The sequence below is a fragment of the Stenotrophomonas sp. 86156_Sma genome, assembly GCF_056481625.1.
In genome coordinates, this window is sequence record NZ_CM151157.1 from 4,135,592 (window position 1) to 4,148,312 (window position 12,721).

At 66.7% G+C, this 12,721-nt stretch carries 16 protein-coding genes; 10 read left to right on the forward strand and 6 right to left on the reverse strand.

The features are described from left to right. Positions 1 to 47: 47 nt before the first annotated feature. The 5 genes from ACZK33_RS19160 (at position 48) to ACZK33_RS19180 (ending at position 3,242) form a co-directional block, all read left to right on the forward strand. A complete protein-coding gene (locus tag ACZK33_RS19160) occupies positions 48 to 641 on the forward strand; it encodes a 5-formyltetrahydrofolate cyclo-ligase (RefSeq protein WP_032128369.1) in 594 nt (197 codons plus the stop codon). Then, complete coding sequence (locus tag ACZK33_RS19165) at positions 638 to 1,117, forward strand: EVE domain-containing protein (protein WP_032128370.1); 480 nt, start codon at positions 638 to 640, stop codon at positions 1,115 to 1,117. Before ACZK33_RS19160 ends, ACZK33_RS19165 begins: the two co-directional genes overlap by 4 nt. Before the next feature lie 22 nt (positions 1,118 to 1,139). Beyond that, complete coding sequence (rpiA, locus tag ACZK33_RS19170) at positions 1,140 to 1,787, forward strand: ribose-5-phosphate isomerase RpiA (protein ID WP_006389802.1); 648 nt, start codon at positions 1,140 to 1,142, stop codon at positions 1,785 to 1,787. Positions 1,788 to 1,808: 21 nt separating this feature from the next. Further along, positions 1,809 to 2,252, forward strand: coding sequence for a DUF192 domain-containing protein (locus ACZK33_RS19175; protein ID WP_099605443.1), 444 nt, complete (start codon positions 1,809 to 1,811; stop codon positions 2,250 to 2,252). 144 nt (positions 2,253 to 2,396) lie between these two features. After that, positions 2,397 to 3,242 (forward strand): SirB1 family protein, encoded by an 846-nt coding sequence (locus ACZK33_RS19180; protein WP_100473812.1) that lies wholly within the window; start codon positions 2,397 to 2,399, stop codon positions 3,240 to 3,242. A gap of 71 nt (positions 3,243 to 3,313) precedes the next feature. Here ACZK33_RS19180 and ACZK33_RS19185 read toward each other — a convergent pair whose 3' ends face one another. Next, positions 3,314 to 3,538 carry a rubredoxin gene (locus tag ACZK33_RS19185; protein ID WP_080291769.1) on the reverse strand — a complete coding sequence of 75 codons (225 nt, stop codon included), beginning with the start codon at positions 3,536 to 3,538 and terminating at the stop codon, positions 3,314 to 3,316. A 34-nt stretch (positions 3,539 to 3,572) separates the two neighbouring features. Here ACZK33_RS19185 and thiE point away from each other — a divergent pair, with 34 nt between their 5' ends. Further along, positions 3,573 to 4,199 carry a thiamine phosphate synthase gene (gene thiE / locus ACZK33_RS19190; protein ID WP_182266644.1) on the forward strand — a complete coding sequence of 209 codons (627 nt, stop codon included), beginning with the start codon at positions 3,573 to 3,575 and terminating at the stop codon, positions 4,197 to 4,199. A gap of 16 nt (positions 4,200 to 4,215) precedes the next feature. Then, complete coding sequence (gene hemL / locus ACZK33_RS19195; protein ID WP_423175196.1) at positions 4,216 to 5,505, forward strand: glutamate-1-semialdehyde 2,1-aminomutase; 1,290 nt, start codon at positions 4,216 to 4,218, stop codon at positions 5,503 to 5,505. A gap of 79 nt (positions 5,506 to 5,584) precedes the next feature. Here the strand turns inward: hemL and azu are convergent, their stop codons facing one another. After that, entirely contained in the window at positions 5,585 to 6,034 is a 450-nt protein-coding gene (gene azu, locus ACZK33_RS19200) for an azurin (protein WP_049460658.1), read from the reverse strand. Positions 6,035 to 6,157: 123 nt separating this feature from the next. On the opposite strand from azu, the gene ACZK33_RS19205 reads away from it, so the two are divergent. After that, positions 6,158 to 6,760 (forward strand): HAD-IA family hydrolase, encoded by a 603-nt coding sequence (locus ACZK33_RS19205; RefSeq protein ID WP_423175195.1) that lies wholly within the window; start codon positions 6,158 to 6,160, stop codon positions 6,758 to 6,760. Positions 6,761 to 6,813: 53 nt separating this feature from the next. Here the strand turns inward: ACZK33_RS19205 and ACZK33_RS19210 are convergent, their stop codons facing one another. Next, a complete protein-coding gene (locus ACZK33_RS19210) occupies positions 6,814 to 8,040 on the reverse strand; it encodes an acetylornithine transaminase (protein WP_006467246.1) in 1,227 nt (408 codons plus the stop codon). Positions 8,041 to 8,103: 63 nt separating this feature from the next. Here ACZK33_RS19210 and ACZK33_RS19215 point away from each other — a divergent pair, with 63 nt between their 5' ends. Beyond that, positions 8,104 to 8,976, forward strand: coding sequence for an ion transporter (locus ACZK33_RS19215; protein WP_032128376.1), 873 nt, complete (start codon positions 8,104 to 8,106; stop codon positions 8,974 to 8,976). A 65-nt stretch (positions 8,977 to 9,041) separates the two neighbouring features. Here ACZK33_RS19215 and ACZK33_RS19220 read toward each other — a convergent pair whose 3' ends face one another. From ACZK33_RS19220 to ACZK33_RS19230, 3 genes are all read right to left on the reverse strand, one after another. Next, positions 9,042 to 10,007, reverse strand: coding sequence for a YiiG family protein (locus ACZK33_RS19220; RefSeq protein WP_071228198.1), 966 nt, complete (start codon positions 10,005 to 10,007; stop codon positions 9,042 to 9,044). A 17-nt stretch (positions 10,008 to 10,024) separates the two neighbouring features. Beyond that, positions 10,025 to 11,017: a YiiG family protein gene (locus tag ACZK33_RS19225; RefSeq protein ID WP_423175194.1), complete on the reverse strand. Its 993-nt coding sequence runs from the start codon at positions 11,015 to 11,017 to the stop codon at positions 10,025 to 10,027. A gap of 93 nt (positions 11,018 to 11,110) precedes the next feature. Further along, the gene (locus ACZK33_RS19230; RefSeq protein WP_071228178.1) at positions 11,111 to 11,929 is read right to left on the reverse strand and encodes an SDR family oxidoreductase; all 819 of its coding nucleotides are present in this window, start codon (positions 11,927 to 11,929) and stop codon (positions 11,111 to 11,113) included. 108 nt (positions 11,930 to 12,037) lie between these two features. Between ACZK33_RS19230 and ACZK33_RS19235 the strand changes: the two genes are divergently transcribed. Beyond that, positions 12,038 to 12,721 (forward strand): hypothetical protein, encoded by a 684-nt coding sequence (locus ACZK33_RS19235; protein ID WP_423175193.1) that lies wholly within the window; start codon positions 12,038 to 12,040, stop codon positions 12,719 to 12,721.

The following is a 12,721-nucleotide window of genomic DNA, read 5'->3' on the forward strand; positions in this document are numbered from 1 at the left end:
CTTGTTCTTTCCGGCACAATGACGGCTGATCCTTGCCGCACGCTGCCATGACCGACCCGCGCCAGGCCCTGCGCCACGACCTGCGGCAACGCCGCCGCGACCTTTCCGCCGCTGAGCGCATTGCCGCCGCCGAATCCCTCGCCGATGCCCTGCTGGCCCTGCCGTTCGCCCCGCGCGAAGGCGCCGTGGCCGGCTACTGGGCGCTGGATGGCGAAATCGCCCTGCACCGGTGGCAGGTGCAGTTACCCGACACACTGACCTACTGCCTGCCGATTCTGGCCGGCGACACGCTGCGCTTCGCGCCATGGCGGCCCGGGCAAGCATTGACCAGCAACCGTTACGGCATCCCCGAGCCGGATGTGGCCGTGGAAGACACCCTGGAACCGGCGCAGATGGCGCTGGTGGTGACCCCGCTGGTGGGCTTCGACACACAGTGCCGGCGGCTGGGCATGGGGGGCGGCTGGTATGATCGCAGCTTCGCCTTCCGCCACGATCGGCCGGCGCCGCCCTGGCTGGTCGGCGCTGCGTTCGCGGTGCAGCAGGTCGAGTCCTTGCCGGTGGCGTCGTGGGACGTGCCGGTGGATGCGATCTGCACCGAAGACGGCACCCTGTTCCCCTCCGCTGCCCCCGTGAACGCATGACCGCCCGCAAGCGCTACTGGCTGATGAAGTCCGAACCGGACGCCTTCTCCATCGATGACCTCGCCAAGGTCAAGGTCGAACCCTGGAACGGGGTGCGCAACTACCAGGCGCGCAACTTCATGCGCGATGGCATGCAGGTCGGCGACGGCATCCTGTTCTACCACTCCAATACCAAGGTGCCGGGCATCGTCGGCCTGGCCACGGTCGCCAGCCCGGCCTACCCGGACGACACCCAGTTCGACCCCAAATCCGACTACCACGACCCCAAGAGCACGCGCGAGAACCCGCGCTGGATGCTGGTGGACGTGGCCTTCGACCGCAAGCTCAAGCAGGTGATCGCGCTGGACGAGATCAAGCTGCACGCCGAAGAACTCGGCGAGGGCTTCCCGCTGGTTGCCAAGGGCAACCGCCTGTCGGTGTTCCCGGTGACCGCCGCGCAGTGGAAGCTGCTGCTGTCGCTGGAAAAGAAATCCTGATTCCCTGCCTGAGAGTTCTCCCATGTCCGAAGCCAAGCGCCTGGCCGCCGAGAAAGCCATCGAGTACGTTGAAGACGGCATGATCGTCGGTGTCGGCACCGGTTCCACCGTGGCCTATTTCATCGATGCCCTGGCCCGCATCCAGCACCGCATCAAGGGTGCCGTGTCCAGCTCCGAGCAGAGCACCGCGCGCCTGAAGCAGCACGGCATCGAGGTGATCGAGCTGAACCACAGCGGCAATCTGTCGCTGTACGTGGACGGCGCCGATGAGTGCGATGCCAACAAGTGCCTGATCAAGGGCGGCGGCGCCGCACTGACCCGCGAGAAGATCATCGCCGAGGCCAGCGAGCGCTTCATCTGCATCGTCGACCCGAGCAAGCAGGTGCCGGTGCTGGGCAAGTTCCCGCTGCCGGTGGAAGTGATCCCGATGGCGCGCAGCCTGGTCGCCCGCCAGATCCGCGACATGACCGGCGGCCAGCCGACCTGGCGCGAAGGCGTGGTCACCGACAACGGCAACCAGATCCTGGACATCCACAACCTGCAGATCACCGATCCGGAAAAGCTGGAGCGCGAGCTCAACCAGCTGCCGGGCGTGGTCTGCGTGGGCCTGTTCGCTCGCCGCCGCGCCGATGTGGTGATCGTCGGTGGTGAGCCGCCGGTCGTGCTCTGACCCTTTCGAAGGATCCTGACGATGTCGCTGTTGCGTTCGCTGCTGATGCTTCCGCTGCTGGCCCTGGCCGGCTGTGCTACCGACGCGGCCCGCCATTGGGTCGAGCTGGATGGCGCCCGCTACCAGGTGGAGCTGGCCACCAACGATGAAACCCGCGCGCGCGGGTTGATGTTCCGCGACCAGATGTCGGCCGACCACGGCATGCTGTTCATCCACGACCGCGAAGAAATGCAGGCGTACTGGATGAAGAACACCAAGATCGCACTGGACATCCTGTACTTCGACAGCCAGCGCAAGCTGGTCAGCCAGCAGCGCGATGTGCCGCCGTGCTCGGCCGGCGACATGTGCCCGCCCTACCCCAGCGGCGGCCCGGCGCGCTATGTGCTGGAGCTCAACGCCGGCCAGGCCGAGAAGCTCAAGTTGAAGGACGGCACGGAGCTGAAATTCGGCCCAGGCATCGAGTAACAGGGTTCTGCCCACGGTAGTGCCGGCCGCTGGCCGGCAATCCTGCCGGGGTCAGATCCCTTTCGCACGCGAAAGGGATCTGACCCCTGAATTTTTCACGCGACACCGCTTGAAACCGCCTGCGAATGACGCCAGTCTGTGGCCATGCAGGACCGGATCACACTCCCCGACTGGGATGCACTGGCCGACCTCGAAGACGAGGCGCTGCCACTGCTGCCGACCGCGCTGCTGATCGCGCGCGATGAATACCCCGATCTGCAGCCGTCGACCTACGACGCACTGATCCAGAGCCATGTCGACCACCTCCGCTCGGAAGTGGACAGCATCGACAACAGCCCGCTGAAGATGGCGGCGATCAACCGCCACCTGTTCGACGAGCTGGGCTACAGCGGCGACCACGACGAGTACTACGACCCGCGCAACAGCTACCTCAACCAGGTATTCGAGCGCCGCCTGGGCAACCCGATCTCGCTGGCACTGGTGCAGATGGAAGTCGCGCGCCGGCTGGGCATTCCGCTCGACGGCGTGTCCTTTCCCGGCCACTTCCTGGTGCGCCTGCCGGTAGACGACGGCGTGCTGGTGATGGACCCGTTCAATGGCGGCCGCCCGCTGGACGTGGACGAACTGCGCGAGCGGGCCAAGTCACACCTGGGCGGGCAGATGCCCGACGACCAGGTGCTGGCGCAGATCCTCGACCCAGCCCCTGCGCGCGCGATCCTGATGCGGATGCTGCGCAACCTGCACGGTGTGTATGCCGAAGCGGGCGAATGGGACCGTGCCGCACGCAGTGCCGACCGCCTGCTGAAGCTGGCCCCGGAGCAGGACGACGCGCTGCGTGATCGCGGCCTGGCCTACCTGCAGCTGGAGTATCTGGCCGGTGCCCGCCACGACCTGGGGCAGTACCTGAAGCGCAATCCCGAGGCCAGCGATGCGCAGTGGCTGCGCGAGAAGCTGATCGACCTCGGCGGGCCGGTGCCACGGCTGCATTGAGGGTGTCCGGTGTGCGGACCAACGGTCCACACCCACCGGTAGCGCCGGGCCATGCCCGGCGGCCCGGAAACTCAATCGACCTCGACCATCTCGAAATCGGCCTTGGTCACCCCGCAATCCGGGCAGGTCCAGGTCTCGGGAATGTCTTCCCAGCGCGTCCCCGGCGCGATGCCTTCTTCCGGCAAGCCTTCCGCTTCGCTGTAAAGAAAGCCGCAGACCACGCACATCCAGGTACGCAAGGTGGTGGGGGTGGCATCGCTCATCGGATAATCAAGGCTGGATTCACGGGCCGCCATTGTCCCATCGCGGTCCACTCACCGGTAGCCATCGATGACTTCTGCTTCCCCGGCGCCCCGCGGCGTCTACCTGATCACCCCGGACGAGCCCGATACCGCACGCCTGCTGGCCCGCACCGCGCCGCTGCTGGCCGCCGGCGCCACCTGGCTGCAGTACCGCAACAAGACCGCCAGCGACGCGCTGCGGCGCGAGCAGGCCACCGCCCTGCAGGCGCTGTGCGCGGAACACGGCGTGCCGCTGATCGTCAACGACGACCCGGCGCTGGCCAAGGCGGTCGGCGCCGCCGGCGTGCATCTGGGCGGCACCGATGGCGATATCCCCAGCGCGCGTGCCCTGCTCGGCGCGGACGCCATCATCGGCGCGTCCTGCTACGACCAGCTGGCCAACGCCGAGCAGGCCGTGGCGGCCGGCGCCAGCTACGTGGCCTTCGGCGCGTTCTTCCCGACCACCACCAAGATCACCAGCAGCCGCGCCCACACCGACCTGCTGCGGCAAAGCGCCGCACTGGGCGTGCCGCGGGTGGCGATCGGCGGCCTGACGCCGGACAATGTCGGTCCCATCATCGACGCCGGCGCCGATCTGGTCGCCGTGGTCAGCAGCGTGTTCGCCGCCGAAGACCCGGTGGCGATCCAGCGCGCCTACCTCGCCCAGTTCGCGTAACGCCCAGGAAAGCCCCATGAACCACGACCAGTCCCACGCCCTGTTCTCCCGCGCCCAGCAGTTGCTGCCGGGCGGCGTCAATTCGCCGGTACGCGCGTTCAAATCGGTCGGCGGCGAGCCGTTCTTCGTCGAGCGCGCCGACGGCGCCTACCTGTACGACGTCGACGGCAATCGCTACATCGACTACGTCGGCTCCTGGGGCCCGATGATCGTCGGCCACAACCACACGGCGGTGCGCCAGGCGGTGAAGAAGGCGATCGACAATGGCCTGTCCTTCGGCGCGCCCTGCGCGGCCGAAGTGACCATGGCCGAGACCATCACCCGCCTGGTGCCGTCGTGCGAGATGGTGCGCATGGTCAACTCCGGCACCGAGGCCACGCTGTCGGCGATCCGCCTGGCGCGCGGCGCCACCGGCCGCAACCGCATCGTCAAGTTCGAAGGCTGCTACCACGGCCACGGCGACTCGTTCCTGGTCAAGGCCGGCAGCGGCATGCTGACGCTGGGCGTGCCGACCTCCCCCGGCGTGCCGGCAGGCCTCAGCGAACTGACCCTGACCCTGCCCTACAACGACTTCGAAGCGGCCACTGCACTGTTCGAGGAACAGGGTGACGACATCGCCGGCCTGATCATCGAGCCGGTGGTCGGCAATGCCAACTGCATCCCGCCGCGCGACGGCTACCTGCAGCACCTGCGCGAACTGTGCACGAAGCACGGCGCGCTGCTGATCTTCGACGAGGTGATGACCGGCTTCCGCGTCGCCCTCGGCGGTGCGCAGGCGCACTACGGGATCACGCCGGACCTGACCACCTTCGGCAAGATCATCGGCGGTGGCATGCCGGTGGGTGCCTACGGCGGCCGCCGCGAGCTGATGCAGCAGATCGCCCCGGCCGGCCCGATCTACCAGGCCGGCACGCTGAGCGGCAACCCGGTGGCGATGGCTGCTGGCCTGGCGATGCTGGAACTGATCCAGCAGCCGGGCTTCCACGCCGACCTGGCCGAGCGCACCGCGCGCCTGTGCGCCGGCCTGGAAGCGGCCGCTGCCGAAGCCGGCGTGGCCGTGACCACCACCCGCGTGGGCGCGATGTTCGGCCTGTTCTTCACCAGTGAAAAGGTGGAGACCTATGCGCAGGCCACCGCCTGTGACATCCCGGCGTTCAACCGCTTCTTCCACGCGATGCTGGACCAGGGCGTGTTCCTGGCGCCGTCGGCGTACGAAGCCGGCTTCCTGTCCAGCGCGCACGACGATGCGGTGATCGAGGCCACCCTGGCCGCTGCACGCGTGGCATTCAAGGCCGCCAAGGGCTGAGCCCGCTCTGCACAAAAAGGGGACGGAGGGGATTAAGTCGTTTGTGCACAAACGACTTAATCCCCTCCGTCCCCTTTTTTCAACCGAAGACGAACTTGCCCTTCATCATCGCGAAGTGGCCGGGGAACGAGCAGAAGAAGGTGTAATCCCCACCCTTCTGCAGGCCCTGGGTAGAGAAGCGCACGCGCGCGGTTTCACCACCGCCGATCACCTTGGTGTGCGCCAGCACGCGCTTGTCGGCCTTCGGCAGGTAGCTGTCGGCCAGGGTCATGCGCATGCCGGCCATCGCCACCGGCTGGTAATCCGCGCTGCGGGTCAGCACCCAGTTGTGGCCCATCGCGGTAGCGGCCAGCTTGCCGGTGTGGCGCAGGGTCAGATCCACGGCGGTGCAATCAGCGGCCACCTTGATCTCGCGGCTGCTGAAGCTCATCTGGTCGGTGCTGTCGATGCTCACCGCACACACCCGCGCCATCGCCGACGGCGCCAGCATCAGCGCGCCCAGTCCCACTGCCACCATCCAAGCCTTCATCGTTGCATCTCCTGCGGATTCAAGCGCCATTCTAGGCAGGCCCCTGCGGCCGCGTCTGCGACCGTCTGTCGCATGGCTGCTCCAGGGTTTCCCGCGTGTTCACTGCAATGGCATGCTCGACCAATGCGGATCGACCTGTTGCTGCTGGATGTGGATGGCGTGCTGGTGCAGTACCAGCGCGCGCAGCGCGTGCTGCACCTTGCGCAGGCGCTGGATGTCATGCCGGAAACCGTGCAGGCCGCGCTGTACGACAGCGGGCTGGAAGCGGCACATGACGATGGCACGCTCGATGGCCCGGCCTATCTGGCGCAGCTGGGAGAGCTTCTAGGCACGACGGTCGATGTGACTGCTTGGACCGCGGCGCGGCGGGCCGCCAGCCATCCGCAGGCTGCCGTGTTGCAGCGGCTGCAGGCCCTGCAGTTGCCGATGGCAGTGCTGACCAACAACGGCGCGCTGATGCAACAGGCCTTGCCCACCCTGCTACCGGAACTGTTCCCTGCCCTGCAGGACCGCGTGTTCTGCAGCGCCGATTTCGGCCTGCGCAAACCGGCGCCGGAAGTCTTCCTGCGCACGCTTGAGGTACTCGGCGTGGCACCTGCGCGCACGCTGTTCGTCGATGACCTGTTCGCCAACGTGCGCGGCGCACGCGCCGCCGGCCTGCACGCGGAAACCGTGCGTGATGGCCGTGGGCTGGGCAAGGTGTTGAAGCGTTACGCGGTGAGCTGATCGGGGTCAGAGCCCTCTCCGCAGGAGAGGGATCCGACCCCAGCGCCGCGGCGTCAGCGCGCGGCGATGAAAGCAGCAATCGCTGCGCGCAGGCGCTTGAGGCCTTCGGCCACTTCTTCGTCGGTGATGTTCAGCGACGGCACGAAGCGCAGCACGTCCGGACCGGCCTGCAGGGTCAGCAGGCCCTGCTCGGCGGCATGGTCGAGGATCGCACCGGCCTGGCCGGCGAAGTCCTTGCTCAGCACCGCGCCCAGCATCAGGCCACGGCCACGCACGTCGCTGAACACACCGAACTCGTCGTTGATGCGGGCGAAGCCATCGCGCAGCGCCTTCGACTGGCGGCTGACGTTGGCGGCGATCTCCGCCGAGGCCAGCTTGCGCAGTGCCACGCGGGCCACCGCAGCAGCCAGCGGGTTGCCGCCGAAGGTAGTGCCGTGTGCGCCGAACTGCATGGTCTCAGCCACCTTCGGGCCGGCCAGCATCGCACCGATCGGGAAGCCACCACCCAGCGCCTTGGCCAGGGTGACCATGTCCGGTACCACATCGTCCTGCCAGTGCGCGAACAGCGTGCCGGTGCGGCCCATGCCGGCCTGGATTTCATCCAGCACCAGCAGTGCGTTGTGCTGGTCGCACAGTTCGCGCACGCGCTTGAGGAAGCCGGACTTGGCCGGCATCACGCCGCCCTCGCCCTGGATCGGCTCCAGCATCACTGCGGCCACGTCGCCGGCGGCCATCGCGGTTTCCAGCTGCACCTCATCGTTGAAATCGATGTAGCGGAAGCCACCGGGCAGCGGCTCGTAGCCTTCCTGGTACTTCGGCTGGGCAGTAGCCGTCACTGCGCCCATGGTGCGGCCGTGGAAGCTGCCACGGAAGGTGATGATGACGCGCTTGTCAGCCGGGCGGCCCTGGCTGGAGGCCCACTTGCGGACCATCTTGATCGCCACTTCGTTGGCTTCGGCGCCGGAGTTGCACAGGAACACGCGCTCGGCGAAGCGGCTGGCCTTCACCAGCTCCTCGGCCAGGTGCAGCGGCGGTGCACTGTAGAACACGTTGCTGGTGTGCCAGAGCTTGCCGGCCTGCTCGACCAGCGCGGCCACCAGGTCCGGATCGTTGTGGCCCAGGCCACACACGGCGATGCCGGCGGCCAGGTCGATGAACTCACGGCCCTGGCTGTCCCACACGCGGGCGCCCTGGCCTCGTTCCAGTACCACCTGGCGGGGCTTGTAGACCGGCAGGTAATAGTGCGAAAGGGAGATCAGCGGATCGGTAGCGGCGGTCATGGCAGTCGGCAGGGTTCAGGAATCCCCATTCTCGCGCCGGAACCCCTGCGGCACAATGCGCCCATGCGACCGTTTTCCGCCCCCCAGCTGAACCCCGCCACCGAGACCGGCTGGCGCCGTCGGTGGTTCGACATCATCTACCGCCACGACACCCGGCCTTCGCGCAATTTCGACCTGATCCTGGTGGTGGCGATCATCGCCAGCATCCTGGTGGTGATGATCGACAGCGTGCAGCACCTGCATGCCGAATGGTCCACCGGCCTGTACATCCTGGAATGGGGCTTCACGATCATCTTCACCGCCGAGTACCTGCTGCGGCTGGCGGTGGTCAAACGCCCGCTGCGTTACGCGGTGAGCATCTGGGGCATCATCGACCTGCTGTCGATCCTGCCCGCCTACCTGTCGATGTTCATCCCCGGCGCGCAGAGCCTGCTGGTGGTGCGTGCGCTGCGCATCCTGCGCGTGTTCCGCATCCTCAAGCTGACCCGCTACATCGAGGAAAGCGGCGTATTGATGACGTCACTGTGGCGCAGCCGGCGCAAGGTGCTGGTGTTCCTTTTCACGGTGATCACCATCACCATCATCGCCGGTGCGCTGATGTACGTGATCGAGGGCCCCGAACACGGCTTCACCAACATCCCGGCCAGCATGTACTGGGCGGTGGTGACCATGGCCACGGTCGGCTTCGGCGACATCGTGCCGCAGACCGTGCTCGGCCGCTTCGTCACCTCGGTGCTGATCCTGATCGGCTACAGCATCATCGCCGTGCCCACCGGCATCTATACCGCCGAGCTGGCCAGCACCATGCGTGAAGCCGAGCAGGCCGCGCGCCGCGATGCACGTGGCTGCCCGGACTGTGGGCTGGAAGGCCATGAACCGGATGCACTGCACTGCCGCAAGTGCGGCGGCAAGCTGCCGGATGCGTTCAACCATTGAGGTACATGCCGGCCAGCGGCCGGCACTACCTCTCGGCGGTTACGCATGGATGCGTGTGCCGTTGCTCACCGCATGCGGTTGCTGGTGGTCACCAGATCGTTGTATGCGGCGAGGATCGTTGACTGCGCCCCTTCCGGGTCGGTGGTGAGCCAACTGCCCGACGCCTTCCGCTCTGCCGCCAGTGCTTCGGCGGTGATCGGCTTGTGCTGCTCCAGGCGCTCGACGCCACGTCCCGCAGTACGCACCAGCTTGTCCGCCGAACGCTGCACGTGGCCCCACATCGGGTCGTCCTTGCCGACACCGCCGTTCTGGATTTCCGTCACCAGTGCCTGATAGTCAGCCAGCTGCACGCGCAGCGCCGCAACGTCCGGTGCGTCGTCCTGGAACGCCGTGGCCAGTAGCTTGCCGTCGCCCAGCAGGCGAAGGTGATAGTAGGCCAGCGAGCGCCCTTCGCTCTCCTCGATCTGCTTCAGCTGCGCGGCACGGCGATCGTTCTCGTTCTTTTCCAGCGCCACATCCATCGCTTCGCTGGCCTTGAAGAAATCAGCATAGGCCTGCATCAGCGGGGCATGCTGGCTGCGCATCCCTTCACCGCCATCACGACGATAATCCTCGCGGGTGAAGTATCCATCGGCGCGCTCGACCAGGGTGTTCAATGCCTGGAAGGCCTGCTGATAGTCACGCGCGGGGCCATCCATCGGCAAGGCCGGGGTCTTCGCCAGCGCGTCGGTCAGTGGCTGGCCGCAGTACTCGACGCGGTGCGACAGCACCTTCCCGGGCGAACGCGGTTGCGCTTCCTTGCCGGTCGGGCCGGCTTCAGGGTCCTTCATCCAGCTGGTGTAGGTCTGGAAACCCTCGTGAATGGGTTGTTCAACGCCGTTGTAGCACTCGATGTAGGCGTTCACCTTCTCCAGGCTGGGGTCGGCCAGCGACAACCCTGCCGGTTTGTTGCAGCCGCTCAGGCCAGCCACAGCGCCGATCAGCAGCAGCGGCGCGATACGCAGACAGGAAGTCGTCATGGTCTCTCGCATGGGTGCTGGCGCGCCGGTCACTGGCGGTTGCTCTGGAAAACGAGCGTGTTGTATTCCTGCATGAGCTTGCTGGCAGAGCCACGCGGCGCCATCGACGGCGAATCAAGCATGCGTCGTTCGAAATCGGTGTAAGGCTTTTTCTCGCTGACGCGCTGCAGCCGCTCCTTGCCTTCGCGCCGGAAATTCTCGGCCCCACGCTCGAAGCCTTCCCAGTCCGACTTGCCCGGTTCCTGGTCGGCAACCTTGGCGTGCGCTTCATCGGAAATGCGGTTGAAGGCATCCAGGCGTTCGCGGGCCTTGGCCTGATCGAAATCATCCTCGCTCATCAGATCCATGATCGCCTTGGCTTCCAGCATCATCGCCAGACGGTAGTACTCGCGCGTGCGCCCCTCGGCCTGTTCCAGCGCCTTGAGCTGCTCGCGCTGGGCGGCGTCGTTCTGGCGCTCCAGCTCGGCATTGAACGTTTCGCTGGCAGCCACGAAATCCTTGAAGGCAGCCATCAAGGGCGCGTGCAGCTGCTTGCCCTTGGCGAACTGGTCGTCTTCGTAGTCCTGGCGATCGTAGTAGTCATGCGCGTCCTTGCTGACCGGCACCAGCGCCTTCAGCGCCTGCTGGTAGTGACCTGCAGCCGCATCGAGTTCGGCCAGCGCCGGCTTGGCAGCGATCGCCTCGGTCACCGGGGCGTCGCACTGCTTCATGTCGTAGTCGCTGATCTCGAACGGGCCGTACACGTGCGTCTCGCGTCCGGTCGGGCCAGCGTCGACATCCTTGATCCAGCGCGTGTAGGACTGGATGCTGCCGTGGGTTTTCGAATCCAGCGCGTTGAAGCAGCCGATGTAGGCGTTGAGCTTGGCGGTCAACTGCTGCTGTGTATCGGACGGGGCCGTGTTGGCGTCCGGCGTGCCGGAGGCAGCGGCGGCGCCCGCAGCTGCGGGTGCCTTGCCACCGCAGGCGGTCAGGATCAACGACAGCGAAGCGGCCAGCGCCGCCACGGAAAGAGTGCGTGACATGTGCTCACATCCTTGTTGAAAACGATTACAGCCACGCATTCTAGCGCAGTAGGCCGAGGGTCGCAGCCCTCGGCCTCTTCCAGCGACGCGCGGTCAATCCAGGAACAGATCCGGCAACAACGGCCGCGACGGATCCACCGCGTATCCGGAAAGATCGGTGATACCGGCCTGTGCCAGCACTTCATCGTCGATCAGGAACTGGCCGTGGAAGCCGGCCGCTTCACGCACCAGCACCGCATGTGCGGCATCAGCCATGATCTGCGGCGTACGGCAGCCAGCCGCATCCACGCCCGGAATCATGTTGATCGCATCGGTGGCGATCACCGTGCGCGGCCACAGCGCATTCACCGCTACGCCCTGCGGACCGAATTCCGCGGCCAGGCCCAGGGTGACGAAGCTCATGCCCATCTTCGCCAACGTGTAGCCGGTGTGCGGTGCCCACCACTTCGGCTCCAGGCTCGGCGGCGGCGCCAGAGTCAGGATATGCGGGTTCGGCGCCTGCAGCAGGTACGGCAGGCAGGCCTGCGCGCACAGGAAGCTGCCGCGCGAATTGACCTGCTGCATCAGGTCGAAACGCTTCATCGGCGTATCCAGCGTGCCGCGCAACCAGATCGCGCTGGCGTTGTTGATCAGGATGTCGATGCCACCGAAGGTATCGACCGTGGCCGCCACCGCCGCCTGCACCTGCTCTTCCTCGCGGATGTCGCACTTCAGGGCCAGGCCCTGGCCGCCAGCCGCCGTTACCGCTTCGGCCGCGGTATGGATGGTGCCCGGCAGCTTCGGGTTCGGCACCGACGACTTGGCTGCAATGGCCACATTGGCGCCGTCGCGCGCAGCGCGCAGTGCGATGGCCAGGCCGATGCCGCGCGAGGCACCAGTGATGAAAAGCGTTTTGCCCTGCAGACTGCCCACGTTCCACACTCCAGCGTATGCAATGAGCCGCTAGTATGCCGCGCCGACGCGGAGTTCACCCGCCCTTGACGATACTTGGGCCTCCAGACAACGCACGAGGTCCACGCCATGCGCCGTTCCCGCCTGTTGCTGCCTGCCCTGGGGCTTGCCCTGCTGACCGCCTGCCAGGGCCGTTCGCCGGAACCGGGCAAGGAGCCACCTGCCGGTGACACGCCCAGCGCAGAGAAGGCCGCCGCCGACGGCAAGCTGCGCTGGAGCGAGGCCGTGGTGTGGGATGGCGACCTCAACGCCTGCCGCCAGGGCGAGAATGCGGCCACCCGCGAGTGCCTGCGCGATGCGATGCGCGCCGGTGGCGCCAGCGCCGATGCCATTGCTGCCGCCGAGCAGTTGTCCAGCGGCGGTGAGCTGGCCTATGTGACGGCCTGGCACGAGAACGAAGGCCTGGGCATTGCCACGGTCGAGTATCCGTTCCGCGCCAACACCAACGAAGGCACCCGCCTGGTCGACGCCAGCGGCAAGCGCATCGATGTGGATGCCGTGCAATTGGACGACACCCTGCGTGCCGACCCCGCCGTGCAGGAACTGCTGAAGGCCAACCCGCAGGCCACGCCGTTCGCACCGGCACAATCGGCCGGCGCTTCGCCATTGGAGAACGGCGGCATCCGCCTGCTGTACCGCACGCCGCTGCGCGACTGCCACGCCTGCCCGGATGTGGGGCAGTTGCAGATCGCCTATGACTTCGATGCCAAGCGCAACTTCATCGGCCAGCAGGTGGTGCCGGCGACGCCGTAA